Below are 21,813 nucleotides of genomic sequence, written 5' to 3'. Positions count from 1 at the left end.
TCAGCCCTCCCCGGAGGTCGCGACGGTGTCGGTGATGAGGTTCAGCTTGGTGAAGCCTTCAGACGACAGGCGGGCCATGACGCGGGCCACGGCCTGATAGGGGGCGCGACCGTCGGCGCGGACGAAGACCGGCTTTTCGCGCGAGCCCACGCCGCCTTCCTGGGCCACGCGCAGAACCAGCTCATCCCATTGCACAAGGCTGTCGCCGACGAAGATTTCGCCGTCGCGCCTGATCGACACCGTCACCGGCTCGGTCGTGGTGTCGACAGAGCTGGCCTCGGTCTTGGGCAGCTCCACCTCGACGCCGGTCGTCAGCAGGGGGGCCGAGATCATGAAGATGATCAGCAGCACCAGCATGACGTCCACCAGCGGGGTGACGTTGATCTCGCTCAGGGGACGCTTGCGCGCCCGGCGGCCGCGGCGGCCGTGACCGCCTCCGCCTGCTCCACCCAGGGCCATGGCTCAGGCCTCCCGACGCGGGTCGGACGACGGGCCGGCGCCGGCGCCGAGACGGCGGGCCACGGCGGCCTGCAGGTCGTCGGCGAAGCTTTCGAGACGACCGGTGAACTTGCCCGCGTCGATCGAGAATTTGTTGTAGGCGATATAGGCCGGGATGGCCGCAAACAGCCCGATGGCGGTGGCGAACAGGGCTTCCGAAATGGCCGGCGCCACCGTCGTCAGATTGGTGTTCCCCGCCGAGGCGATGGCGCCGAAGGCGTTCATGATGCCCCAGACCGTGCCGAACAGGCCGATGAAGGGCGACGAGGTGGCGACGACCGACAGGACGCCCAGACCATCCTCGACCCGCTGGCTTTCCCGCGCGATCAGGCTGTCGAGCGCGCGGTCGATGCGCGACACCAGCAGATTGCCGGCGCCCTCGGTCAGGGGACCGCGGGTGCGGGCCTCACGCCAGTCGCTGAGGGCGATGACCAGCATGCGCGGCAGGGGGTGGGACGGATTCGGCCCGGCCTGGGCCGCGATTTCCTCAAGCGACCGGCCAGAGCCGACGGCGTCCTCGAAGGCGTTGGCCTGGCTGTTCAGAGAGCCGAAGCTGAGCGCCTTGCTGATGATGACCGCCCAGGACCAGACCGACGCGACCGCCAGACCGATCATGATCGCCTTCACGACGTAGTCGGCCCGCAGGAACAGGTCGACGGGGTTCAGCATCGAGGCTTCGGCGGCGATGGTCATTCAGGCGTCCTTCCGTGTCCGCCCTGTGCAGCGGACGGGCGTGGCGGTTCTGTGGCGAGTCAGGTGTCGTCAGGCGGTTTAGCGTCGTCTAGCGGCACGGTCACGCTTGTGCACATGACAGGTTCGCTATCGCAGCGAGGTTCGCTCGTGAGGTTAGTCGGCGGGCCGGTTCGTATTGGGCTGGACCGCGACCGAGACGGGGGCGCCGACGCTGATGATGACGCCCTCATGCCCTTCCTTGGCGATGGAATAGGTGGCGGCGTCGCGCAGCAACTGGTCCTCGCAGGCGACGTCGTTGGCGCGGCCCAGATCCTGACAGCCGCGCTTGGCGGCGTCAGCCCAGCCCCGCACCCGGCGGGTGGCCGCCTCGGCGCGCTTGATGGCGGCCTCGTCCTCGGCCGCGGCCTGGGCGATCAGGGCCTGACGGGCGCCCTGCTGGTACTGGAGCTCGGCCTGACCGGCCATCTTGCGCTCCCAGACCTTGTAGTAGGGGCAGCCGACCAGACCGCCGCCGACGGTGATCACGACGAGCAGGCCAATGACGATCAGGGCGCTCCAGCCCTGACGCTCGGTGAACTCGGTGTTTGAAGCCATGTCGTTCAGTCCTCTTTCGGGGCCAGCCAAGGGCCGACCTTTTCAATCAGGGCCTTGGTCGGACGGCGCGGACGACCGTCCATGTGGATGCAGACCACCTCGACCTCGGCCCGGCACAGAACGTCCGCGCCGCGCGCGATCTCCTGGGTGATCAGCAGGCGCGGTCCCCTGGCGGCGTCATACCAGGTGCGCACCACCAGTTCATCGTCGATGCGCGCGGGCTTGAGGAAGGTCAGGCCCATCTTCGACACCACGAAGGCCATGGGCTGGTCGCCGTCCAGAAGCTCGGCGTGGCCGATGCCCATCAGGCGCAGGCAGTCGGACCGCCCCCGCTCGAAATAGCGGACGTAGTTGGCGTGATAGACCAGACCGGTGAAGTCGGTGTCCTCGTAATAGACGCGGACCGGCAGGCGATGCTCCCGCCCCTCGAAGCGGCCGGCGGTGGGACTGTCGATCATCGGACGATGTCTCCCTGTCGCTTCAGGAAGCCGGGGCAGAGGTCGCCCTGCAACTGGTCGAACTCGGTCTTCAGGGGGTCGGTTTCCAGCATCAGACGATTGGGGCGCGAGACGAAGGCGACGACCTCATTGCCGTTGCGGATGTAGCCGCAGACGGCGCGGCGGCGGCCGGTCTCGGTATAGGTGACGCGCGCCTGTCGCCCGACCAGCCGGTGCACCTGGGCCTGCGCGCGCTGTTCGGGCGTCGGTTCACTGGGCCCGAAGGCGTTGCGGCTGAACAGCCACAGCATCAGGACGCCGAGCAGGATCACCGCCCCGCCCAGCACGACGATCAGTCGATCAACACGGATGGTCCGTTTAGCCATGCCGCAACCATGCCGGGGTTCGGCGTGCAGGTGAAGGCTATTTGCCCCCGAACAGGTCGCCCGCTTGCGGAACCTTGGGCGGTTCGGTCAGGCCGAGGTGGCTGTAGGCCCGCGCGCAGGCCATGCGGCCGCGGGGCGTGCGCTGGATGAAGCCCTGCTGGAGCAGATAGGGCTCGATGACATCCTCGACCGCGTCGCGCGCCTCGGCGATGGCGGCGGCGAGGGTGTCCATGCCGACGGGACCACCGCCGTAGTTCTCGATCAGGGCCTTGAGGAAGCGGCGGTCATTGGAGTCCAGCCCGACCTCGTCGATCTCGAGCCGGGCCAGGGCGCGGGCGGCGACCAGTTTGTTGATGGTCGCGTCGCCCCCGGCGTCGGCGAAATCGCGCACCCGGCGCAGCAGCCGGCCGGCGATCCGGGGCGTGCCGCGCGAACGGGAGGCGATCTCGAAGGCGCCGTCCTCGGTGATCGGCGCGCCCATCTTGCGCGCCGTGCCGATGACCACGCGGGTCAGTTCCTGCGGGGTGTAGAATTCCAGACGCAGCGGAATGCCGAAGCGGTCGCGCAGGGGCGTCGCCAGCAGGCCCGCCCGTGTCGTGGCGCCGACGAGGGTGAAGGGCGCCAGATCGATGCGGACGGACCGGGCCGACGGCCCCTCGCCGATGATCAGGTCCAGCACATGGTCCTCCATCGCCGGATAGAGGATCTCCTCCACCGTCGGGGCGAGGCGGTGGATCTCGTCGATGAACAGCACGTCGCGCGGTTCGAGATTGGTCAGGATGGCCGCGAGATCGCCCGCCTTGGCGAGGATGGGGCCGGAGGTGGCGCGGAAGCCGACGCCCAGTTCGCGCGCCACGATCTGCGCCAGCGTCGTCTTGCCCAGGCCGGGAGGGCCGAACAGCAGGACGTGGTCCAGCGCCTCCTGACGCCCGCGCGCGGCGTCGATGAAGATCTTCAGATTGCCCTTGGCCTGCTCCTGTCCGACGAACTCGGACAGCACCTGCGGACGCAGGGCGCGGTCATAGGCCTCGCCGGCGACGGGCTCGGGCGAGACGATGCGGTCGCTCATCGCCCCAGCTCCTGCAGCGCGGCGCGGATGACGGCGGACAGGTCGGCGTCCTCGCCCAGCCGGATCAGGGCCTGATCGACGGCGCGGCGGGCGTTGATCTCGGTCATGCCGAGGCCGAGCAGGGCCGAGACGGCCTCACCGGTCAGGCTGGGCGGAGGCGGCGCGATTTCGGTGTGAACGCCCGGCGCGTTGGGGGTGAAGGACGTGTCGCCCAGCGACTTGCCCTTCAACTCGGTGACGATGCGCAGCGCCAGCTTGGGGCCGACGCCGTTGGCGCGCCCGACCGCAGCCTTGTCGTCGCGCGCGACGGCGGACGCCAGATCGCCGGGGGGCAGGACATCCAGCACGCCCAGCGCCGCCTTGGGGCCGACCCCCTGGATGGCCAGCAGGGTGGTGAAGGCGCGGCGTTCGTCCCGGGTCAGGAAGCCGTACAGACGCGGGCCGGCGTCCTCGCTCCACTGCGAATGGACGTGCAGGGTGGCCTCGTCGCCGGGCGCGGGCAGGCGCTGCAGGGTGCGGGCGCCGCAGGACACGACATAGCCGACGCCGACGCAATCGATCAGGCAGTGATCCTGCTCGACCTCCGCCAGGACGCCACGAAGACGACCGATCATGCGTTTCTCCCCCACTGGGGGAGGTGGCGCGACGCGCTCGCGCGTCGTGACGGAGGGGCGCCCGACGCGGCGCCGAGCGCGCGGAACGACCCCTCCACCGCTCCGCGGTCCCCCTCCCCCGTGGGGGGAGGAACTAGCAGGGCCCGCTTGCGCAGCTGGGCATGGGTGATGGCGACGGCGAGAGCGTCGGCGGCGTCGGCCTTCGCATCACCGGACGCGGGCAGCAGGCGTTTGACCATGAAGGCGACCTGGCCCTTGTCCGCGTGACCGGCCCCGACCACCGCCTTCTTGATCAGGTTGGGCGAATATTCCGCGACCGGCAGGCCGCATTTGGCGGGCGCCAGCATGACGGCGGCGCGGGCGTGCCCCAGCTTCAGCGTCGAGGACGGGTTCACGTTGACGAACACCTCCTCGATCGCCGCCTCCTCGCAGCCGTAGTCGCCGCACAGGGCGGTGACGGCCTCCAGCAGATGCAGCAGGCGCTCGCTGAACGGCGCGGTTTCGGGGGGCGTGACCACGCCGTGCGCGATCCAGCGCAGGCGCGAGCCCTCGGCCGAAATCACGCCCCATCCGGTGCGCCTGAGACCGGGATCCAGCCCGATGATCCGAGTCGTTTCGTTCGCCATCCGTTCCCTTTTGCCCGAGAGATGCCTAACGGACAATGACCGGCGGACAAAGGGGGCCCTGTTCGTCGATCTACTCGTCCCTTGGCATGACCGAGAAGCCGGACAGGTCGTCCTCGGCGGACAGGCGGGCGACCAGGCCGTCGATGTCGAGCGGCATGGCGCCTTTCACCTTCAGATGATGCTCGTGCAGCTTGCCGTCCTGCGAGATGATGTGGCCGAGACGGACCGCCTTGAGGCCGGAATCGCGCAGCAGGTTGCGGACATGGGCCTCGCCGGGCGCGGCGTTGCGACGCCACTTCAGGACCACGTCCGTGACTCCGATGTGAGGCAGCTTCGCATCCGCCAGACGCAGCACGCCCAGCACCGCCAGCGTCGCGCCCGCCGCGATCAGGGCCAGCGGCAGCATGCCGACGCCGAACAGGACCCCGATGGCCGAGGTCACCCACAGGGACGCCGCCGTGGTCAGGCCGTGAACCGAAAAGCCCTCGCGGAAGATCACCCCGGCGCAAAGGAAGCCGATGCCGGTCAGCAGGCCGTGCGACATGCGGGTCGGGTCGATGACCACCGTCTGCCCCGGCAGGGCGGTGAAGGCCCAGGTCGACTGATGCATGGCCGCCAGCATCAGCACGCAGCTGGTCAGACAGACGAGGATGTGGGTTCGGAAGCCGGCCGGGTGCCCGTGATAGGTGCGCTCGACGCCGATCAGCCCGCCGGCCGTCATGGCCGCCAGCACCGGCCACACCAGATCCCAACTCATCAGAAATTCGCTCCGCAAACAGACGAATCCCGAGCCTAGGCCCGGTTCGCCGCGACGGGCAAGCGGCGGTCAGTCGTCGCGGGGGTCCAGTGAATAGCCGACCACGCCCTCGATCGCGCGCAGACGGGCGGCGAGGGCCTTGAGCGCGGGCTCGCCCTCGATCCGGAAGCGGAACGTGCGGCGCAGGCGGGTCCCGTCGTCGATCAGCTCGAACCGGTCGCCCCGGGGCGGGCGACGCAGACCCGCCAGGGCGGCCTCGATGCGGTCCTCGGCCCCGACGACGTCACGGCGCCAGACGATCTCGGCATCCACCACCGCCTCCTGCGGCAGACGCAGGCTGACCAGACGGAGGGCGACGAGGATCAGGACGGTCAGCGTCGTTCCGACCGCGCCCAGCAAAAACAGCCCCGCGCCGAACAACAGGCCGATGGCGGCGGTGATCCACAGCGACGCGGCGGTGGTCAGGCCATGGATCGAGAAGCCCGCGCGGAAGATCACCCCCGCGCACAGGAAGCCGATGCCGGTCAGGACGCCGTGGGCCAGACGGGCCGGATCAGCGACGACCTCCGCCCCGCCGATGGGCATGAAACGCCAGGCCCCCTGCGACACCGCCAGCTCCATCAGCAGGGCCGAGGCCAGGCAGACGAGAATGTGGGTGCGGAAGCCGGCGGCCCGCCCGCGCCACTCCCGCTCGAACCCGATCAGGCCTCCGGCGAGAACGGCGGCGAGCAGGGGCAGGGTGAAGCCGGGCAGGTCGCTGAAACTCATGCGCGACCAACGGGGGCCGGGCGGGGCGGTTCCGGTCAGCCCTCCGCGGGCGGTTCCGCGGGCGGATCGGCCCGGGGCGACGTCGGGTTCGACGTCTGGTCCGGAGTGTCCGGCGCCGGCGCCGCGGGCTCGGCCGGCGGTCGGGGCCGGTCGACGACGACGGGCGCGGGCGGACGGGCGTCGAAATGGACGCTGATCGTCGCCTCGCCATCCACGGGCCGACCACCACGGGTCATCGGTCGCATGCGGGCGGCGGCGAGAGCCGGGCGCATGCGCGCAGCCAGACCCGTGCCTGCGGGGATTTCCGTCGCCCGACAATCGGACAGAACGCCGGTGCGACTGACGGCGCAACCGAAGTCCACACGGATACGGGTGACGCCCTCGGGGAAGGTGTACCCGCGCAGCGCGGGCCACTGCGGACGAATCGCCCACTCCAGCGGTTGCGAGTCCGGTTCGGCGCGCGGCGCCGGGGCCGGGGCCGGGCGGGTCCTTGCGCCGGCCACATCCACCCCATGCTCTTCAAGGTAACGCCGCAGTTCTTCCTGCGACATGGCCTCGAAATTCGGGGCTGCAGGCACGGTGACAGGAGGCTGCGCATCCAACGGGGCTTCGGCGGCGGCCATCCGCTCCGCCTCGATGGCCTCGCGCCGCGCCTCCTCCGCCGCCCGCGCCTCGCGTTCGCGCAGACGTTCCGATTCCTGCGCCGCGCGCCAGGGCGCCGCCGCGCGGTACTGGTCCGCCAGATAAATCGCCGAGGCGAGGCCGATGACGGTCAGGGTCAGGCCCACGCCCCAGACCATGATCCGGTCGGTCCTGCTGCGCGCCGGGATCGGCGCGTGATCGTCGTAGCCGTAGGTCATGGATCCCCCTGCCCCATCATGACCGCTCCGGCCCGCCCGTGGCAACGCCGGAGACAGCGGCGGCGGTCCGGGTTAGCGTCCCCGCGTTCCGGGAGAAGCCTGATGTCACATTCCGCCGCATCCACCATGGCGATCATGGCCCATCACGCAGAAAAGCGCGTCGTCGAGACCCTGCGGAACCATGGCGCGGTCAGCGCGGACCGGGCCGTCCCGCTGGTCCTGTCGCGCGGGCTGGAACGGTCCGCCCTGCGTCGCCTGCTGCGGCGTCAGGCTGTTCGGGAGGCCGGGGAGCGGTACTGGTTGCACGAGGAAACCTATGCCGCCCTGCGCAAGGCCCGACGGGGCGGAGTGGTGATCATGCTGGCCGTCATCGTGCTGGTCGTGGCCGCCATTCTGATCTTCAGCGCCGGACGATCCGAGGCGCAGGCGACCGCGCCCCGACCGGGAGAGGCGGCGTTCCGCGACCTGTACAGGGCGCTGATCGAGACCAACACCACCCTGTCCGAAGGCAGTTGCACCCTCGCGTCCGAGCGGATGGCGGCGCGGCTTCTGGCCGTCGGCTATCCCGCCGCCGATGTGCGGGTGCTGGTCCCGGCCGAGCGGCCCCGGGACGGCAATCTGGCGGCGGTGCTACGCGGTTCGGATGCGACCGCCGCGCCGATCCTCCTGCTGGCCCATATCGACGTGGTCGAGGCGCGGCGCGAGGACTGGGCGCGTGACCCCTTCACCCTCGTTGAGGAGGACGGCTATTTTTACGCCCGCGGCGCCCAGGACGACAAGGCGCAGGCGGCCATCTGGGTCGACACCCTGATCCGGCTGAAGCAGGAGGGCTATGTGCCCCGGCGCGACATCAAGATCGCCCTGACCTGCGGTGAAGAGACGTCGGACACCTTCAACGGCGTGTCGTGGCTGCTGGAGACCCATCGCGACGCCCTGCAGGCCGGGTTCGCCCTGAACGAGGGCGCCCGCGGCCGGCTGGACGCGGACGGGAACCGCGTGGCGCTGGAAATCCAGGCCGGCGAAAAGATCTATCAGGACTACCGGCTGGAGATCACCAATCCGGGCGGACACTCGTCGCGCCCCGTCCCGGACAACGCCATCTATCGCCTGTCCGCCGCCCTGACCCGACTTGGCGCCTACACGTTTCCGACTGAGCCGAACGAAGCGGTGCGCGGCTATTTCACGGCACTGGCCCCGACCAATCCCACCCACGCGGCCGACATGAGAACCCTCGGCGCGGGCGCGTCGTCGGCGACCGACGCCGCCGCGCAACGGCTGTCCGCCGCCGATCCGGCCTGGAATGCGGTGCTGCGCACGACCTGCGTGGCGACCATGGTCGATGCGGGCCACGCGCCCAACGCCCTGCCCCAGCGCGCCACGGCCAACGTAAACTGCCGGATACTGCCCGGACACGATCCGCGCGTGATCCGCACCGAGCTGGAACAGGTGCTGGCCGACCCCGCCATCGCGGTGACCATCGCCGGCCACATCGACCCGACCTCGCCGCCGCCGCCGCTGCGCCCCGCCATCGTGGAGCCGATCCGTCGCGCCGCCGCCCTGATCTGGCCGGGTGTTCTGGTGCTGCCGTCGATGAGCCCGGGCGCCACGGACGGCCGCTTCACCAATGCGGCGGGCATCCCGACCTACGGGGTAACCGGCCTCTTCGCCGATCCCGACGGCGGCGGGGTCCACGGGCTGAACGAACGCATCCGCGTCCGCTCCCTGCTGGAGGGCCGGGACTTCCTGTTCGCGCTGGTCAAAGACTATGGAAATGCGCCGAATAACCCCTAGGTAGTTTTCCTCAGTGAATAAAGATGGGCGATATCAGGACGTTAATACATGCCTAATTCCCGCTCAATACGCCGGTATGGCGGGGTTCGTCTGGTTAACGACAAGTAAATGAACGGGATTCCGGCAAAAACTCCGACGGTTACTCAGAAATCAGCGGGAACAACCTGAAGTCAGTTTTCTTTTCCGATCGGGAAAGGAGAACACCATGCTTCACACAACCTCTGGCGCAGGCAAGGCCTTGATCTGCTGCGGGATTGCCGCAGCCGCTCTGGCCCTCACGGCCTGCAATGGCAATCGATCCTACTCTCTGGGCGGCGGGGGCGGCTTCGGCGGCGAAGGCCCGCAGGGCAACCCGGGTGAACCCGGAGCCCCCGGCGAGCCGGGCACGCCGGGAGCGCCCGGAACCCCCGGGACCCCGGGGACGCCAGGAAACCCCGGCTCTCCGGGCCTACCCGGCATCGGCGGCGGCCTGAGCGATCTCGGCGAAACCACCGGCCTGACCGGACTGACGGACGGCCTCGGTCGGGTCAGCGTCGGCGATCGAACCATCCTCGGCGCCGGCGGCTCAGGTGGTCCGGTGGGCGTCAGCGTCCTGTCACCGACACAGCAGAGCGGCACGGTGGCCACGGTCGGCGTCCTGTCGGGCGGCACGGTGGCGACGGTCTCCACCGGTACGCCGACCACGCCGGTCGGCAACGCCTCCGGTCCGGCCACCGGTCTGCTGGGCGTCAACCTCGGCGGCAACCAGCTGGTCGGCTCCGGCAACGGCAATCCGGCTGTCGATCTGAACGTCCTGTCTCCGGGCAGCGCCTCGGGCACGGCGGTGACCGGCAACATCCTGTCGAACGGCCAACCCGTCGGGGTGGGCGTGAGCGGCCCCGGCGCGACCGGCGGGACCAATCCTGTCGGCGGCCTTCTGGGCGGCGTGACGGGCACGGTCGGCGGCGTCCTCGGCGGCGCGACCGGCGGCGGAACCGGCGCCAACCCGGTGGGCGGCCTGCTGGGCGGCCTGCGACCCGGCGGCCACTGAACGGAGCCCCGGAAAGGACGGGCGGAGGACGTCGCTGATGTCTTCCGCCCTCCCCTCTCTCACGCAAGGACAGACTGAATGATCGCTTCCGCCTTGATGGCCGCGGTCCTGATTGCGGCGCCGGACGGTCCCCAGGACGGACTGATCGTGGATCGCGGCCGACTGGATCGCCGCACCCCCCTGCCCGATGCGGCGCAGGTCCCCGCCGCGACGACGGAGCCCGCCGCCGCCAGCGAGGCGCCCATTGCGCCCTTCGTGTTGCGCGCCGTCGATATCCGAACCCCGCCCGTGGTGGCGGAGGACATCCAGCGCGCCGTCGATCCCTTCATCGGCCAGACGCTGGATAACGAGGGCCTGGCCCGGCTTCGCGCCACGGTCAGCGCCGCCCTGTCCCGGCGCGCCGCCCTGCCCATTGTGGCCATGGACACGCGGGAGTCCGCCAATGGCGTGCTGCGCATCACCGCCGCGCCCGGCAAGGTCGGACGCGTGGCCATCTACGGCGACATCAAGCCCGATGTGGAGCTGATGCGGGGCTACGCCGGCAGACTGGCCGCCGAGGCGCCGCTGACCCGCGAGACCGCCGAGCGCTACCTCTCGCTGATCGCCGACATCCCCGGGGCCAAGACGACGCTGGAAAGCGTGCCCTCGGCCACGCCGGGCGCGACCGACCTGGGGTTCGACGTCGATTTCACCCGCTGGGTGGTCGAGACCGACATCAACAATCGTGGCTCGCAGGCCTTGGGCCGGACCCAGGTGACGGGGGCGGTGACCCTGAACGGCGGCTTCCGGATGGGCGACCAGACCCGGCTTGCCGTCACGGTTCCGACCGATCCCGAGCGGTTCCAGTTCGTCAGCCTGTCTCACCGCCAGCCCATCGGCTCGGACGGCATGGCGGTCTCGCTGGCGGCGGGCCGGCTGCGGACCCGGCTCGACGGACTGGACGGCGACGCGACCACCCTGTCCGCCGTGGTCAGCTGGCCGATGATCCGCAGCTATCGGCGCAATCTGGTGCTCAGCGCCGGGCTGGATGGACTGAACAGCGACAATGCGGTGTTCGGCAATCTGGTCGCGACCGAGAAGGTGCGCGCCCTGCGGGGGTCGGCCGCCTTCGGTCAGATCATGACCAACGCCACCCTGAACGCCAGCGCAACGCTGAGCCGCGGCATCGACGGCCTGGGTGCGGAGGTCGACGCCTTCACCGACGCGGACTTCACCAAGTTCAACGGCCGGATCGACGCCGCCCGCGCTTTCGGACGCACGATGCGGCTGAGCGGCGCGGTGGCCGTCCAGTATTCCGACGACCGCACCCCGACGGCGGAGCTGTTCAGCCTGGGCGGGACCGATTTCGGGCGCGGCTTCGGCGCGGGCCTGCTGGTCGGCGACAGCGGTTACGGGGCCAAGATCGAGACCGCCTGGCGCCCCGGCTTCGTGCCGCGCCCCTTCGCCGGCACCGAGGTCTATGCCTTCGCCGACGGCGGCGAGGTGACGGTCAATGCGCGCGGCCCGCTGGCCGACCGGTCAGAGAGCCTGATGTCCGCCGGCGGCGGCGTCCGCATCGCCATCGCCGACAAGGTGATGGTCGAGCTGGAAGGGGCCCGCGCCGTCGACGACCCCCGTCCATCCGGCGGCCGATCCCGCTTCGGCTTCGCCGTCACGGCCCGGTTCTAGGAGCACCCCGATGGGCCGCTGCCCCGACCGCCGGCTTCATCCCGATGACTTCGCCGCCCTCAAGGCCGAGGTGATGCGGGCCGCGGTGGAGCTGTCTGATGAACAGCTGATGGACCTGACCGACGCCCTGCACGGCATGAAGCGCCTGCGCCGCCCCGGCCGGCCGATCAGCCACGATGCGGGATGGCTGGTGGAGGAAGAGCCGTATCTGACGTGAGGCGGGCGGCGACTCCTGGCGCGGCAGGCGGTAAGCGTGGGCGTTGGTGTTCGACCTGATCACCGCCTATGCGATGTCGGGCCGGCCCGGCGCGTCAGCCGTGCTTTTCGACATAGGCCTCGGGGTCCTTGTTCACCGGCTTGATCCCGGTGATGTGATCGGCCTCGAAGGCGGCGAACTTCACCGCGAGGTCATGGCGCGTCTGCAGCGGGGCGTGGCGGCGGAAGTCTGTCAGCCCCTGCCGCTCCTCCTCGCCCATATGCTTTGAGTTCACGACATTGGCCTTGCCGACGGCCTCGATCCAGGCGCCCGTGCCGACGGGGTATTTGTCCACCGCCTTGACCGCGTCGCGCAGCTTGTTGTGGTCCTCGATCGCGTCCTCGGTCTCGGGCCCGGCATCGTCGCCCTCGGCGTCGTTCGCCGATTTCCCGACCTTCATCAGCTCCGGATAGAAGAACCGCTCCTCGGCCTCGGCGTGGACGTCGAGGAAGGCGGACAGGCGGCTCCAGACCTTGGTCAGGGCATCGACGTCGCTGGGGTCGATCTGTTCGATGATGGCGAACAGCCGACGCTGCTCGGCGTGATCGTCGAGGATCAGCTGGGTGATGTCCATGGCCGCGCTCCGCCCGCAAAGGTGAAGCGCATTACGTACGCGTCGGCGCCCGGTTCCATGCGAACGACTTGCATCGCCCGGGCGCATCATCGCAGACGGCTGTCGGCTTTTCTGCCGGCCCGGGCGACGCGGATCAGATCCGTGAGGCCGTCGGGCGCATCAGCCCGCGTATTTGGCCACGTCCTCGTCCGAGATGTCCTCGTTCGAATAGACGTTCTGGACGTCGTCCTCGGCGTCCAGCGCATCGAGCAGCTTCATCAGGGTGCCGACGGCCTCGCCGGTGACGGGCACGTCGGACTGGGGCTTCCAGACGATGGCGGTCGACTTGGGATCGCCCAGCACCTTGGACATGGCCTCGGCCACCTCGTTCAGATCCTCGAAGGCGGTCCAGATGGTGTGGCCGGGCGCGTCCTCATAGATGTCCGGCTTGATCAGATCGCTCTCGACGTCCTGGGCGCCGGCCTCGATGGCGGCCTCCATGACGGCGTCTTCCGAGCCGGCCTCGGCCTTGTAGATGATCTGGCCGACTCGATCCCACATGAAGGCGACCGAGTTCATCTCGCCCAGGGCGCCGCCGTTCTTCTTGAAGGCGGTGCCGATGTTGGAGGCGGCGCGGTTGCGGTTGTCGGTCAGGGCCTCGACGATGATGCCGACGCCGCCGGGGCCGCGGCCCTCGTAGCGGACCTCTTCCATCGTATCGACGTCGCCCGAGGCGGCCTTGTTGATGGCGCGCTGGATGACGTCCTTGGGCAGGCTTTCGGCCTTGGCGTTGTTCACCGCCAGACGCAGGCGCGGATTCATGGCCGGATCGGGCATGCCCGACTTGGCCGCGACGGTGATGTCGCGCGACAGTTTGGAGAACAGTTTGGAGCGCTGGGCGTCGGCGCGCCCCTTGCGGTGCATGATGTTCTTGAACTTGGAATGGCCGGCCATGGATAGGTCTCTACGTTTGGACGCTGACGCTCGCGGTGCGGCCGCTCGCGGCTTGAGCGCCCGGTCGCGATGGAATGTTGGAGCCGCGATCTAGCCGATGGCGGACACGGTGTCACGATTCAGGAACCGGTAGAGCTTTACAGGCATTTGGGACCCAGCAGACGGAGCCCGAAAATGACCGCCGAAGACGCCATCTACGCCAACGAAGGCTTCCACGATGACGACCTGCACGAGGCCGACATCGTGGAATGGTACGAGGCCCGCCCCGTCACCGTGCCCACCGCCGTCGCCACCGGCGCCGTGATCGGCGCCTTTGCGCTCGGCGTCCTGACCGCCGTGGGCGCGCTGGCGCTGCTGGGCCGTCTGGACGACTAGCTCTTCAGGCTTTCGAGGAAGCCGCGCATCTTGTCGTCCACCGACACCGGCCGCTTGCTCTCGCGGTCGACATAGACGTGGACGAAATAGCCGACGGCGGCGGCCTCCTGCTCGTTGTTGCGGAACAGGCCGATCTCGTAGCGGACCGAACTGGTCCCGACGTGGGCGACGCGCACCCCGGCCTCGATCTCGTCCGGGAAGGCCGTCGGCGAGAAGTAGCGGCAGCCGGTTTCGACCACGAGACCGATGGTCGTGCCCTCGTGGATGTCCAGCACCCCGTTGACGACCAGCAGCCGGTTCACCGCCGTGTCGAACCACGAGTAGTAGACGACATTGTTCACATGGCCGTAGACGTCGTTGTCCATCCAGCGGGTCGAGATCTGCTGGAAGCGGCGGTAGTCGCTGCGTTTCGTGCGTTCGATGGTGCCGGTCATTGTCCCTCCAGTGAAGTCCGCTAACGCTCGCGACGCGGTCGCTCGCGGCTTGAGCGCGAAGGACGCGCTGTCGCCCGGCGGCGGCGCCTCGCTGCGACAGCGCGGCTCTGTGATCGTTCGTCCCTCGGAGTCGGTCTGCGCCGACTTCCGATACCGACGCTCGGGCTTGGCGGACGCCGCGTCAAGCGCCTAGCGTCAAACCCATGAACCAGCCGATCCAGACCCGCGCCGCCGTTCTTCGCGCCATGGGCGCCGCCCGCCCCTATGCCGACAGCCGTCCACTGGCGATCGAGACCGTGACGCTGGACCCGCCCGGCGCCGGGGAGGTGCTGGTGGCGATCAAGGCGGCGGGCCTGTGCCATTCGGACCTCAGCGTCATCAACGGCGACCGGCCGCGCCCCCTGCCGATGGCGCTGGGCCATGAGGCGGCGGGGGTGGTCGAGGCGGTGGGCGAGGGGGTGACCGATCTGAAGATCGGCGACCACGTCGTCATGGTCTTCATGCCCAGCTGCGGCCACTGTCCGCCCTGCGCCGGAGGCCGCCCGGCCCTGTGCGAGCCGGGGGCGGCGGCCAACGGCAGGGGCGAGCTGCTGGGCGGCGGGGTCCGGCTGCATGACGCCGAAGGCGACCTGCATCATCACCTGGGCTGTTCCGCCTTCGCGGATCGCGCGGTCGTCTCGCGCCGGTCGCTGGTCAAGGTTCCCGCCGACCTGCCGTTCGAGCAGGCGGCCCTGTTCGGCTGCGCGGTCCTGACCGGTGTCGGGGCCGTCGTGAATACGGCGCAGGTGCGGGCCGGGCAGTCGGTGGCCGTGGTCGGGCTGGGCGGGGTCGGCCTGGCCTCGGTGCTGGGGGCCCTGGCCAGCGGGGCCAGCCCGGTGGTGGCGGTAGACCTGTCGGAGGACAAGCTGGCGCTGGCGCGGAGCCTCGGCCCGGTGCTGACCGTCAACGCCGCCGACGCCGACGCCGTGGAGCAGGTGCGCGCCCTGACCGACGGAGGGGCCGAGGTGGTGCTGGAGATGGCCGGGTCGGTGCGGGCGCTTGAGGCGGCGTGGAGGATGACCCGCCGGGGCGGGACCACCGTCACCGCCGGCCTGCCCCCGCCCGAGGCCGCGCTGGCGGTCAATGTGGTCAATCTGGTCGCCGAGGAGCGGACCCTGAAGGGCAGCTATATCGGCACCGCCATCCCGTCGCGCGACATCCCCCGCTATATCAAGCTGTTCCGCGAGGGCCGACTGCCGGTGGACCGGCTGCTGACCGGGGTGGTCCGGCTGGAGGACATCAACGCCGCCTTCGACGCCCTGCATGCGGGCGAGGCGGTGCGGACGGTGATCCGCTTCTGATCCTCACGCCTTGTCGCGGATGCGCATGGCCCCGCCCGAGCTGGTCTGCACGTCGAACCGGCCGGTGGCGCGGATCAGGTCCGACAGCTTGGCGTGACCGTAGGAGCGCTGGTCGAAGTCCGGATAGGCGTTGCGCAGCCGGTCGCCCAGCCCGCCGACCGAGACCCAGCCGTCGCCGTCCTCGTCCATGTCGGCGATGACCGAGGCGATCAGGCGCGAGGCCTCGCTGGGCTTGCGGCGACCCGCCGGCTCGGGCGCGGTCTTGCCGGCGGGGGCGGCCACGGCGCCCTCCTCGGGCGGAGGGGCGCTGAGGTTCTCGGTATAGATGAAGCGGGTGCAGGCCTGGCGGAAGCTTTCGGGCGTCTTGCGCTCGCCGAAGCCGTAGACATCGACCCCCTCCTCGCGGATCCGCGACGCCAGCCGGGTGAAGTCGGCGTCGGACGAGACCAGGCAGAAGCCGTCGAACCGGCCCGAATGCAGCAGGTCCATGCCGTCGATCACCAGGGCGATGTCGCCGGAATTCTTGCCCTTGGTATTGGCGAAATTCTGCTGCGGCTGGATGGCGAACCGGGCCAGCACCCGGGTCCAGCCGGCCAGCTGGGCGCTGGCGAAATCGCCGTAGATGCGCCGCGACGAGGCCTCGCCCAGGGTGGCGATCTCGGTGAACAGCGCCTCGGCGATGCGGGCCGAGGCGTTCTCGGCGTCGATCAGGACGGCGAGGCGGGGCGGTTTGGCGGCAGGCGACATGGCGGGCTTTCGAAAGGCGGAGGACGGTCGGAGGGTCGAGGGTCGGCTTCGCGGCGGGCCGGGTCAACGGGTCTTCGGTGGCGGGGTGCGGCGGCGGCCGCTTTGCGCTAGAGCGCCGGGATGACCCAAGCCCCCCTGCGCCGCCTGATCGACCTGCCCGGCCTCGACGCCCTGGAGATGAAGGCGCTGATGAAGCCGTCCGTCGCCGACCTGGACCGTCGCGACGAATTCCCCGAGATCGCCGAGGCCGCGAAGGCCGCCTTCGGCCTGACCCCGGAGGAGGCCGAGGCCGTCGCCCGGCCCGCCGACTGGGACGGGATCGACCAGCTGGAGGGCTTCGACCTGACCGACGCCTTTGAGGCCGAAGGCTGGGACGTCACCGACAGCAAGCGCAAACCCCTGCGCATGATCCGCCACTGGGCCCTGCCGCTGGCGCTGGCCATGCGCGGCGTGGCGGGCGAACTGCCCTTCCAGCCCGAGCCGGGGCCGGATGATCGCGGCGATGACTGGGGATCGAAGATGGCGGCCGAGGCGACGCGGTTCAGGAAGCGGTAGGCGACAGGCAGCAGGCAGTAGGCAGTAGGCAGTAGGGGGCAGGAAGAGGGCTGCCTTCAGATCGCGTTCCCCTGTTGCGCCCTGATCGGGGCTGCATCCATCAACGCCAGTTGGGCCCGGGACAGGGTGGCCGAGACCACGTAGTCCGGCCAGCGGACCTAGGACGGAGTGGCGCGGTTCACCTCTCCATCGCCGCTTCAAGGCGATAGGGAGGACCGATCGCGCAGCGATCAGGTGGGGGCGGCGCAGGGGGGGAGTGGGTGGCCGCAGACACCGGTGTTCGAGATTTGTCCGGCCCTGACGGAGCCGCCCTCTCCTGATCGGCGAAGACGCCGATCTGTCCTCTCCATCGCCTTGAAGCGGGCGATGGAGAGGTGAGGCTGTGGCGGCGGTGTCGGTTTGTAGAGCACCGCCCCTGGCGCCGTAGCCATGCCTATGCCTAACCTGGAATGGGCAGGGGCAGATGGCAGACCAATCCAAAGTAGGAACCGACTGGCAGGCGGATGAGCTGGAGGCGATCGTCGCCGACTACTTTTCCATGCTCGTGGATGAGGTCGCCGGCAGGAGCTATGTGAAGTCGCGCCATAACGCGGCGCTGCAAGCGAGGATCGGACGGACGGCGGGGTCCATCGAGCGCAAGCACATGAATATTTCCGCGGTGCTGCGGGAACTGAGCCTGCCGTTCATCGATGGCTACAAGCCGTTCTCCAACTACCAGGATGCCCTTGGCCGCACCATTGAACGCTATCTCGTCGCTCACCCGAATATCCTGATTGGTGAGACGATGCTGCCGACGTGGGCGCGGACTGGAGAGCTCCAACCGGCGGTCGGCTTTTCCGATGCCCCCTCTCTGTTCGAAGACCCGGGACCACCGTCTCCCGCCCCGCCGAGGGCGCCGCGACCGGCGGGGCTGGAAAGACTGGTGCGGAAATTCGACCCCACGGTCAGAGACTTCCGAAACCGCGCGCTGGGCAAGGCGGGCGAAGCGCTCGTCGTCGATTTCGAACAGCGCAGGCTAACGGCGCTGGAGCGACCTGATCTGGCGGAGAAGGTTCGGTGGGTCGCACAGGACGATGGTGACGGAGCCGGCTACGACGTCCACTCCTTCGACAGGCTGGGGAATGACCGGCTAATCGAGGTCAAGGCCACGAATGGCGGAAGGACCTCACCGTTCTTTATCACGCGCAACGAACTGGCGCTGTCGGAAGAACGACCCGACCATTTTCGCCTCTACCGACTGTATGATCTCGCGAAAGCGCCGCGCATGTTCCGCCTCAAGCCGCCCATTCCGCAGGCGGTCACACTGGAACCGGAGACGTGGAGGGCGCGGGTCAGCTAAACCGGATCAACCCGTACTTCTCCGCGAACCACTCCACGAACGCTTCCGGTGTCTCGTCGAAACGCCAGTAGCGGAGCACGTCTTCGTCAGACCAGCCGGCATCCTCGGCGTCGATGCACCAGTCGCGCTTCATCACCGCGTTGACGCAGTTGAGCCAGTCACGACAGGCGTCTGGGAGGTTGGTGGACATGCGGTAGAGCCTGTCTGGACGCAAACCACGATGCAACCACCCGAAGGTTGTTGTTACACCGCGTTTTACTCCCCTTCTCGCCGCCCACCTTGGCCACCGAGACGTCGAAGAGCCCATGACGGAAGTTCAGGCCAGCGCCCGCAGCGCCCCTCTGCCCGGCGCCGCGCGGGGCGGTCGGGGGAGGCTTGAGGCAATCGGGCTGACGCGGACGGAAACGGGCGCGCGGCGGGGAGGCCGCGCGCCCGTCCGGGACTTCGGGGAGGAGGCGCTCCGACGTCCGCGGCGGGCGGACGCCGGAGCCGTCGGCCGGCGGTTAGGCCAGCACGACGATGGTCACGCGCCGGTTCTGGGCGCGGCCTTCGGGGGTGTCGTTGGAGGCGACCGGCGATTCCTCGCCGTAGGAGATGGCCGACATGCGGTTCAGGGCCACGCCGCGACGGCTGAGGTAGCGACGCACGGCCTCGGCGCGGGCCTCGCCCAGCTGGTCGTTGTGGGTCTCGTCACCGACGCTGTCGGTATAGCCCTGGATCTCCAGATAGACGTTCTGGTTCTCGGCGGTCAGGCGCTGGGCGAACTCGGCCAGACGCTGTTCGGCTTCCGGCGACAGGGCGTTGCCGTCGGTGGGGAATTTGACCGAGTCGTCGGAGAGGACGACCTCGTACAGGAACTTGCCCTGGGCCAGATGGTGGGCGGCGTTGGCGCGGGCGAGCGCCTCGCCGGCGGTGCCCTCGACCGTCGTCACGCGGGCGTCGACCACAGCGGTCTGGTCGCGCACGAAGCGGTGGCTGGCGCAGCCCGAAGCGGCGACGCCGAAGGCCAGGATGACGCCGACGGCGGCTGCCGTTCTGAATTGCGATTTGATCAAGAGTCTCTCCATCAATGATCCGGTGCGCCATACCCGGTTGTCGCGCGCGCCGCCCAGCACAGGTTGCCCAACGGTGAAGCCCGCGCAAGGTTGCATGAGACGAATGGAAGCTGAGCCGCGAACTGCGGAAAACTGATCTGTGACGGAGGTCGGTTCAGCTTTGCCAAGACTGTCGGTGTTGCGCCTTGATGCTGACGCGGGGACAGGTTCATCATGCGGGATCGACCACTGATCTAACGGCGTTCGGGAGAGCGGATGAGCGAGACGGGACGGCGGGGGGAGGAAAAGCGCAGGCTGGCGCGGCGCGCGGGCGCGTCCGTGGCGGCGGTGGCGGCGCATCTGGCCCTGCTGCCGGTGCTGTTCGCGGCGCGCGGGGATCCGGGCGCCCTGCCGATGGCCGTGGAGCCGCCGGTGCTGCTGGTCGAACTGGTTGCGCCGCCCCCGCCGCCGCCGCCGCCCGTTCCGCCGGTCGCGCCCAAGGACCCGCCGCCGGGCGCCAAGGCCCAGGCCGCGCCGCCCGCCGGCCCGCCGCAGCCCGCTCCGGTCGCGCGGCCCGCGACCCCGCCGCCGCCGCCGCGCCTGCGTCCGGCCCGGCCGACGCCGCGCATGGCCCCGGTCCCCCTGCCCGTCGCGCCGCGGACCCCGCCCGAGATTCCCATGCCGACCATCGGCGACGCCCAGCTGGTCGGGGCGACCCGGGTCGGCGCGGGCGTCGGCGGCGGCGGCGGCGCGGGTGGAGGCGGCGGCGGCGGCGGCGGCGGTGCGGGGACCGGCGGCGGCTGCGACATGGTGCGCGAGCTGCAGAACGCCCTGCGCGAGGACGCCGAGGTCCGCGACGCCATCATCCAGGCGCATCGCGCCGGCGGTCAGGGCCGCGCCCTGCTGGTCTGGGACGGCGACTGGCGCCAGACGCCGGGGCAGTCGGGCAAGGGACTGGCGGGGGTGCGTCAGGCCATCGCCCTGGAGGTCGCCTTCGCCCCCCAGGCCTGCCGCCGCGAGGCCATGCGCGGGATGGTGCTGATCACCATGAGCGATGCGCCGGGGGCCGCGCGGCTGGCGCTGGGCACCGGGAGCTGGCGCTGGAGCGACCTGCTGCAACGGTGAAGCTGCCGTAAAGAGGCCGCGCGTCCGCCGCACCGGGGTCGCGCCCCGCCCCTACCAGCCCCCGCGGGCGGATGGCTCGTCCATATGAACGGCGGACAACGGGGCCATCAGGTTCCGTTGGGCGCGACCGTTGCATACGGCGAAGGTCGAGGATGCTCGACAAGGGTTGTGGGGCTGAACACGTGAAAATCGCTATCCTTGCGGGCACCCGCCCGGAGGTCGTCAAGATGGCGCCGGTGCGCGCGGCCCTGGCCGCCACCCCGGGCGTCGAACCGATCTGGATCTCGACCGAGCAGCAGGGCGCGCTGAACGCCCAGGCGCTGGAGACCTTCGGCATCACACCCGAAATCCGGCTGGACCCGCCGGCGCCCGAGCGGACGCTGGGCGGCCGGTTCGCGCAGATCATGGACCGGCTGGACGACGTGCTGGGGCGGCTGGAGCCCGAACTGGTGCTGGTCCAGGGCGACACCTCGACGACGGCGGCGGGGGCGATGGCGGGCTTCGCGCGGCGCATTCCGATCGGCCATATCGAGGCGGGCCTGCGCACCTTCGACCTCGCCCAGCCCTTCCCCGAGGAAGGCTGGCGCTGCGTGGTCGGGCAGCTGGCCGACCTGCATTTCGCCCCGACGGACGCCGCGGTCCGGAACCTGCTGCGCGGGGGCGTGTCCCGACACCGCATCCATATGACCGGCAATACCGGAATCGACGCCGTGCGGCTGTCGGGCGCCCGCGTGACGCCCGCACCGCTGACCGACGGCCTGCGCCGCGTGCTGGTGACGGTGCACCGGCGCGAGAACTGGGGCGCCGAATTGGAACAGGTGCTGGCCGCGCTTGTCCTGTTGCGGGACAGGGTGGCCGACATCGAGATCGTCTTCGCCGCCCACGCCAACCCGGCGCTGCGCGGTCGGGTCGACGCCGCCCTGAAGGGGCAGGACCGCATCCGCATCGTCGAGCCGCTGGATTATCTCGGCTTCCTGTCGCACCTGAAGAGCGCGACCCTGGTGCTGTCGGACTCCGGCGGGGTGCAGGAGGAAGGGCCGGTGCTGGGCGTGCCCGTGCTGGTGCTGCGCGACGCCACCGAGCGGGCCGAGGCCGTCGAGGCCGGGGTGGCGCGACTGGTCGGGACGCGCACCGAAGACGTGCTGGCCGCCGCGACGGGACTGCTGACCGAAGAGCCCGAGCGCATGCAGATGGTGCGCGCCGTCAGCCCGTTCGGCGACGGCTTCGCGGCGGACCGCATCGCCGACATCGTGTCCCGCTGGAGCCCGGTGAAGACGCCGGGCGGCGACCAGATCCGGTCGGCCGTCTGA

General features: G+C 70.0%; 26 protein-coding genes and 1 pseudogene. 10 read left to right on the top strand and 17 right to left on the bottom strand.

Annotated elements, in window-relative coordinates; translation table 11 throughout:
• From ACW174_RS09230 to ACW174_RS09180, 11 genes and pseudogenes are all read right to left on the bottom strand, one after another.
• Positions 1 to 459, bottom strand: coding sequence for an ExbD/TolR family protein (locus ACW174_RS09230; protein WP_492014135.1), 459 nt, complete (start codon positions 457 to 459; stop codon positions 1 to 3).
• Positions 460 to 462: 3 nt separating this feature from the next.
• On the bottom strand, positions 463 to 1,191 hold the full coding sequence (gene tolQ, locus ACW174_RS09225; RefSeq protein WP_492014134.1) for a protein TolQ: 729 nt from the start codon (positions 1,189 to 1,191) through the stop codon (positions 463 to 465).
• A gap of 153 nt (positions 1,192 to 1,344) precedes the next feature.
• Positions 1,345 to 1,785, bottom strand: coding sequence for a hypothetical protein (locus ACW174_RS09220; RefSeq protein ID WP_492014133.1), 441 nt, complete (start codon positions 1,783 to 1,785; stop codon positions 1,345 to 1,347).
• A gap of 5 nt (positions 1,786 to 1,790) precedes the next feature.
• On the bottom strand, positions 1,791 to 2,243 hold the full coding sequence (gene ybgC / locus ACW174_RS09215; protein ID WP_492014132.1) for a tol-pal system-associated acyl-CoA thioesterase: 453 nt from the start codon (positions 2,241 to 2,243) through the stop codon (positions 1,791 to 1,793).
• Positions 2,240 to 2,608 carry a hypothetical protein gene (locus tag ACW174_RS09210; RefSeq protein WP_492014131.1) on the bottom strand — a complete coding sequence of 123 codons (369 nt, stop codon included), beginning with the start codon at positions 2,606 to 2,608 and terminating at the stop codon, positions 2,240 to 2,242. Before ACW174_RS09210 ends, ybgC begins: the two co-directional genes overlap by 4 nt.
• A gap of 37 nt (positions 2,609 to 2,645) precedes the next feature.
• Complete coding sequence (ruvB, locus tag ACW174_RS09205; protein WP_492014130.1) at positions 2,646 to 3,677, bottom strand: Holliday junction branch migration DNA helicase RuvB; 1,032 nt, start codon at positions 3,675 to 3,677, stop codon at positions 2,646 to 2,648.
• A complete protein-coding gene (gene ruvA, locus ACW174_RS09200) occupies positions 3,674 to 4,291 on the bottom strand; it encodes a Holliday junction branch migration protein RuvA (RefSeq protein WP_492014129.1) in 618 nt (205 codons plus the stop codon). Before ruvA ends, ruvB begins: the two co-directional genes overlap by 4 nt.
• Positions 4,292 to 4,425: 134 nt before the next feature.
• A pseudogene (ruvC, locus tag ACW174_RS09195) lies at positions 4,426 to 4,917 on the bottom strand (crossover junction endodeoxyribonuclease RuvC); the annotation flags it as partial.
• A gap of 70 nt (positions 4,918 to 4,987) precedes the next feature.
• Positions 4,988 to 5,674 carry an MgtC/SapB family protein gene (locus ACW174_RS09190; RefSeq protein ID WP_492014128.1) on the bottom strand — a complete coding sequence of 229 codons (687 nt, stop codon included), beginning with the start codon at positions 5,672 to 5,674 and terminating at the stop codon, positions 4,988 to 4,990.
• A 69-nt stretch (positions 5,675 to 5,743) separates the two neighbouring features.
• Positions 5,744 to 6,442, bottom strand: a complete 699-nt coding sequence (locus ACW174_RS09185) for an MgtC/SapB family protein (protein ID WP_492014127.1) — start codon at positions 6,440 to 6,442, stop codon at positions 5,744 to 5,746.
• Positions 6,443 to 6,477: 35 nt separating this feature from the next.
• Complete coding sequence (locus tag ACW174_RS09180) at positions 6,478 to 7,302, bottom strand: hypothetical protein (protein WP_492014126.1); 825 nt, start codon at positions 7,300 to 7,302, stop codon at positions 6,478 to 6,480.
• Between the two features lie 357 nt (positions 7,303 to 7,659).
• On the opposite strand from ACW174_RS09180, the gene ACW174_RS09175 reads away from it, so the two are divergent.
• The 4 genes from ACW174_RS09175 to ACW174_RS09160 all read left to right on the top strand — a co-directional run bounded on the left by ACW174_RS09175 (position 7,660) and on the right by ACW174_RS09160 (position 12,008).
• Positions 7,660 to 9,093, top strand: a complete 1,434-nt coding sequence (locus tag ACW174_RS09175) for a M20/M25/M40 family metallo-hydrolase (protein ID WP_492017262.1) — start codon at positions 7,660 to 7,662, stop codon at positions 9,091 to 9,093.
• A 205-nt stretch (positions 9,094 to 9,298) separates the two neighbouring features.
• Positions 9,299 to 10,123 carry a hypothetical protein gene (locus ACW174_RS09170; protein WP_492014125.1) on the top strand — a complete coding sequence of 275 codons (825 nt, stop codon included), beginning with the start codon at positions 9,299 to 9,301 and terminating at the stop codon, positions 10,121 to 10,123.
• Between the two features lie 78 nt (positions 10,124 to 10,201).
• Positions 10,202 to 11,791 (top strand): ShlB/FhaC/HecB family hemolysin secretion/activation protein, encoded by a 1,590-nt coding sequence (locus tag ACW174_RS09165; RefSeq protein WP_492014124.1) that lies wholly within the window; start codon positions 10,202 to 10,204, stop codon positions 11,789 to 11,791.
• A gap of 10 nt (positions 11,792 to 11,801) precedes the next feature.
• Entirely contained in the window at positions 11,802 to 12,008 is a 207-nt protein-coding gene (locus tag ACW174_RS09160) for a hypothetical protein (protein WP_492014123.1), read from the top strand.
• Between the two features lie 94 nt (positions 12,009 to 12,102).
• On the opposite strand, the gene ACW174_RS09155 is transcribed toward ACW174_RS09160, so the two are convergent.
• Together ACW174_RS09155 and ACW174_RS09150 are read right to left on the bottom strand one after the other, a co-directional pair.
• Positions 12,103 to 12,621 carry a hemerythrin domain-containing protein gene (locus ACW174_RS09155; RefSeq protein WP_492014122.1) on the bottom strand — a complete coding sequence of 173 codons (519 nt, stop codon included), beginning with the start codon at positions 12,619 to 12,621 and terminating at the stop codon, positions 12,103 to 12,105.
• Between the two features lie 159 nt (positions 12,622 to 12,780).
• Positions 12,781 to 13,554, bottom strand: coding sequence for a YebC/PmpR family DNA-binding transcriptional regulator (locus tag ACW174_RS09150; protein ID WP_492014121.1), 774 nt, complete (start codon positions 13,552 to 13,554; stop codon positions 12,781 to 12,783).
• Between the two features lie 174 nt (positions 13,555 to 13,728).
• On the opposite strand from ACW174_RS09150, the gene ACW174_RS09145 reads away from it, so the two are divergent.
• Positions 13,729 to 13,929 carry a hypothetical protein gene (locus ACW174_RS09145; RefSeq protein ID WP_492014120.1) on the top strand — a complete coding sequence of 67 codons (201 nt, stop codon included), beginning with the start codon at positions 13,729 to 13,731 and terminating at the stop codon, positions 13,927 to 13,929.
• On the opposite strand, the gene ACW174_RS09140 is transcribed toward ACW174_RS09145, so the two are convergent.
• A complete protein-coding gene (locus ACW174_RS09140) occupies positions 13,926 to 14,363 on the bottom strand; it encodes an acyl-CoA thioesterase (protein WP_492014119.1) in 438 nt (145 codons plus the stop codon). The two genes, ACW174_RS09145 and ACW174_RS09140, sit on opposite strands and share 4 nt — an antisense overlap.
• A gap of 203 nt (positions 14,364 to 14,566) precedes the next feature.
• Here ACW174_RS09140 and ACW174_RS09135 point away from each other — a divergent pair, with 203 nt between their 5' ends.
• Entirely contained in the window at positions 14,567 to 15,703 is a 1,137-nt protein-coding gene (locus tag ACW174_RS09135; RefSeq protein WP_492014118.1) for a zinc-dependent alcohol dehydrogenase family protein, read from the top strand.
• 3 nt (positions 15,704 to 15,706) lie between these two features.
• Here the strand turns inward: ACW174_RS09135 and ACW174_RS09130 are convergent, their stop codons facing one another.
• Positions 15,707 to 16,450 carry an NYN domain-containing protein gene (locus ACW174_RS09130; RefSeq protein ID WP_492014117.1) on the bottom strand — a complete coding sequence of 248 codons (744 nt, stop codon included), beginning with the start codon at positions 16,448 to 16,450 and terminating at the stop codon, positions 15,707 to 15,709.
• 120 nt (positions 16,451 to 16,570) lie between these two features.
• Between ACW174_RS09130 and ACW174_RS09125 the strand changes: the two genes are divergently transcribed.
• Positions 16,571 to 17,005, top strand: a complete 435-nt coding sequence (locus ACW174_RS09125; RefSeq protein WP_492014116.1) for a hypothetical protein — start codon at positions 16,571 to 16,573, stop codon at positions 17,003 to 17,005.
• 463 nt (positions 17,006 to 17,468) lie between these two features.
• The gene (locus ACW174_RS09120) at positions 17,469 to 18,344 is read left to right on the top strand and encodes a protein NO VEIN domain-containing protein (RefSeq protein ID WP_492014115.1); all 876 of its coding nucleotides are present in this window, start codon (positions 17,469 to 17,471) and stop codon (positions 18,342 to 18,344) included.
• Here ACW174_RS09120 and ACW174_RS09115 read toward each other — a convergent pair.
• Together ACW174_RS09115 and ACW174_RS09110 are read right to left on the bottom strand one after the other, a co-directional pair.
• The gene (locus ACW174_RS09115; protein WP_492014114.1) at positions 18,337 to 18,534 is read right to left on the bottom strand and encodes a hypothetical protein; all 198 of its coding nucleotides are present in this window, start codon (positions 18,532 to 18,534) and stop codon (positions 18,337 to 18,339) included. The two genes, ACW174_RS09120 and ACW174_RS09115, sit on opposite strands and share 8 nt — an antisense overlap.
• Positions 18,535 to 18,847: 313 nt before the next feature.
• Entirely contained in the window at positions 18,848 to 19,411 is a 564-nt protein-coding gene (locus tag ACW174_RS09110; RefSeq protein ID WP_492014113.1) for an OmpA family protein, read from the bottom strand.
• Between the two features lie 243 nt (positions 19,412 to 19,654).
• On the opposite strand from ACW174_RS09110, the gene ACW174_RS09105 reads away from it, so the two are divergent.
• A complete protein-coding gene (locus tag ACW174_RS09105; RefSeq protein ID WP_492014112.1) occupies positions 19,655 to 20,503 on the top strand; it encodes a hypothetical protein in 849 nt (282 codons plus the stop codon).
• 182 nt (positions 20,504 to 20,685) lie between these two features.
• Positions 20,686 to 21,813: a non-hydrolyzing UDP-N-acetylglucosamine 2-epimerase gene (wecB, locus tag ACW174_RS09100; protein WP_492014111.1), complete on the top strand. Its 1,128-nt coding sequence runs from the start codon at positions 20,686 to 20,688 to the stop codon at positions 21,811 to 21,813.

This window comes from Brevundimonas sp. AVps31, from assembly GCF_058681355.1.
The sequence above is the reverse complement of the archived record's forward strand: the minus strand, read 5'-3'. Positions and strand labels throughout refer to the sequence as shown.

What these genes read in the sequence shown, in the direction of transcription:
- ACW174_RS09130 (WP_492014117.1), bottom strand. Translation starts at nt 16,450, where the DNA reads ATGTCGCCTGCCGCCAAACCGCCCCGCCTCGCCGTCCTGATCGACGCC.
- ACW174_RS09220 (WP_492014133.1), bottom strand. Translation starts at nt 1,785, where the DNA reads ATGGCTTCAAACACCGAGTTCACCGAGCGTCAGGGCTGGAGCGCCCTG.
- ACW174_RS09110 (WP_492014113.1), bottom strand. Translation starts at nt 19,411, where the DNA reads ATGGAGAGACTCTTGATCAAATCGCAATTCAGAACGGCAGCCGCCGTC.
- ACW174_RS09160 (WP_492014123.1), top strand. Translation starts at nt 11,802, where the DNA reads ATGGGCCGCTGCCCCGACCGCCGGCTTCATCCCGATGACTTCGCCGCC.
- ACW174_RS09210 (WP_492014131.1), bottom strand. Translation starts at nt 2,608, where the DNA reads ATGGCTAAACGGACCATCCGTGTTGATCGACTGATCGTCGTGCTGGGC.
- ACW174_RS09145 (WP_492014120.1), top strand. Translation starts at nt 13,729, where the DNA reads ATGACCGCCGAAGACGCCATCTACGCCAACGAAGGCTTCCACGATGAC.
- ruvB (WP_492014130.1), bottom strand. Translation starts at nt 3,677, where the DNA reads ATGAGCGACCGCATCGTCTCGCCCGAGCCCGTCGCCGGCGAGGCCTAT.
- ACW174_RS09165 (WP_492014124.1), top strand. Translation starts at nt 10,202, where the DNA reads ATGATCGCTTCCGCCTTGATGGCCGCGGTCCTGATTGCGGCGCCGGAC.
- ACW174_RS09105 (WP_492014112.1), top strand. Translation starts at nt 19,655, where the DNA reads ATGAGCGAGACGGGACGGCGGGGGGAGGAAAAGCGCAGGCTGGCGCGG.
- ACW174_RS09230 (WP_492014135.1), bottom strand. Translation starts at nt 459, where the DNA reads ATGGCCCTGGGTGGAGCAGGCGGAGGCGGTCACGGCCGCCGCGGCCGC.
- ACW174_RS09115 (WP_492014114.1), bottom strand. Translation starts at nt 18,534, where the DNA reads ATGTCCACCAACCTCCCAGACGCCTGTCGTGACTGGCTCAACTGCGTC.
- ybgC (WP_492014132.1), bottom strand. Translation starts at nt 2,243, where the DNA reads ATGATCGACAGTCCCACCGCCGGCCGCTTCGAGGGGCGGGAGCATCGC.
- ACW174_RS09135 (WP_492014118.1), top strand. Translation starts at nt 14,567, where the DNA reads ATGAACCAGCCGATCCAGACCCGCGCCGCCGTTCTTCGCGCCATGGGC.
- ruvA (WP_492014129.1), bottom strand. Translation starts at nt 4,291, where the DNA reads ATGATCGGTCGTCTTCGTGGCGTCCTGGCGGAGGTCGAGCAGGATCAC.
- ACW174_RS09180 (WP_492014126.1), bottom strand. Translation starts at nt 7,302, where the DNA reads ATGACCTACGGCTACGACGATCACGCGCCGATCCCGGCGCGCAGCAGG.
- tolQ (WP_492014134.1), bottom strand. Translation starts at nt 1,191, where the DNA reads ATGACCATCGCCGCCGAAGCCTCGATGCTGAACCCCGTCGACCTGTTC.
- ACW174_RS09120 (WP_492014115.1), top strand. Translation starts at nt 17,469, where the DNA reads ATGGCAGACCAATCCAAAGTAGGAACCGACTGGCAGGCGGATGAGCTG.
- ACW174_RS09140 (WP_492014119.1), bottom strand. Translation starts at nt 14,363, where the DNA reads ATGACCGGCACCATCGAACGCACGAAACGCAGCGACTACCGCCGCTTC.
- ACW174_RS09155 (WP_492014122.1), bottom strand. Translation starts at nt 12,621, where the DNA reads ATGGACATCACCCAGCTGATCCTCGACGATCACGCCGAGCAGCGTCGG.
- ACW174_RS09150 (WP_492014121.1), bottom strand. Translation starts at nt 13,554, where the DNA reads ATGGCCGGCCATTCCAAGTTCAAGAACATCATGCACCGCAAGGGGCGC.
- ACW174_RS09175 (WP_492017262.1), top strand. Translation starts at nt 7,660, where the DNA reads ATGCTGGCCGTCATCGTGCTGGTCGTGGCCGCCATTCTGATCTTCAGC.
- ACW174_RS09125 (WP_492014116.1), top strand. Translation starts at nt 16,571, where the DNA reads ATGACCCAAGCCCCCCTGCGCCGCCTGATCGACCTGCCCGGCCTCGAC.
- ACW174_RS09190 (WP_492014128.1), bottom strand. Translation starts at nt 5,674, where the DNA reads ATGAGTTGGGATCTGGTGTGGCCGGTGCTGGCGGCCATGACGGCCGGC.
- ACW174_RS09185 (WP_492014127.1), bottom strand. Translation starts at nt 6,442, where the DNA reads ATGAGTTTCAGCGACCTGCCCGGCTTCACCCTGCCCCTGCTCGCCGCC.
- ACW174_RS09170 (WP_492014125.1), top strand. Translation starts at nt 9,299, where the DNA reads ATGCTTCACACAACCTCTGGCGCAGGCAAGGCCTTGATCTGCTGCGGG.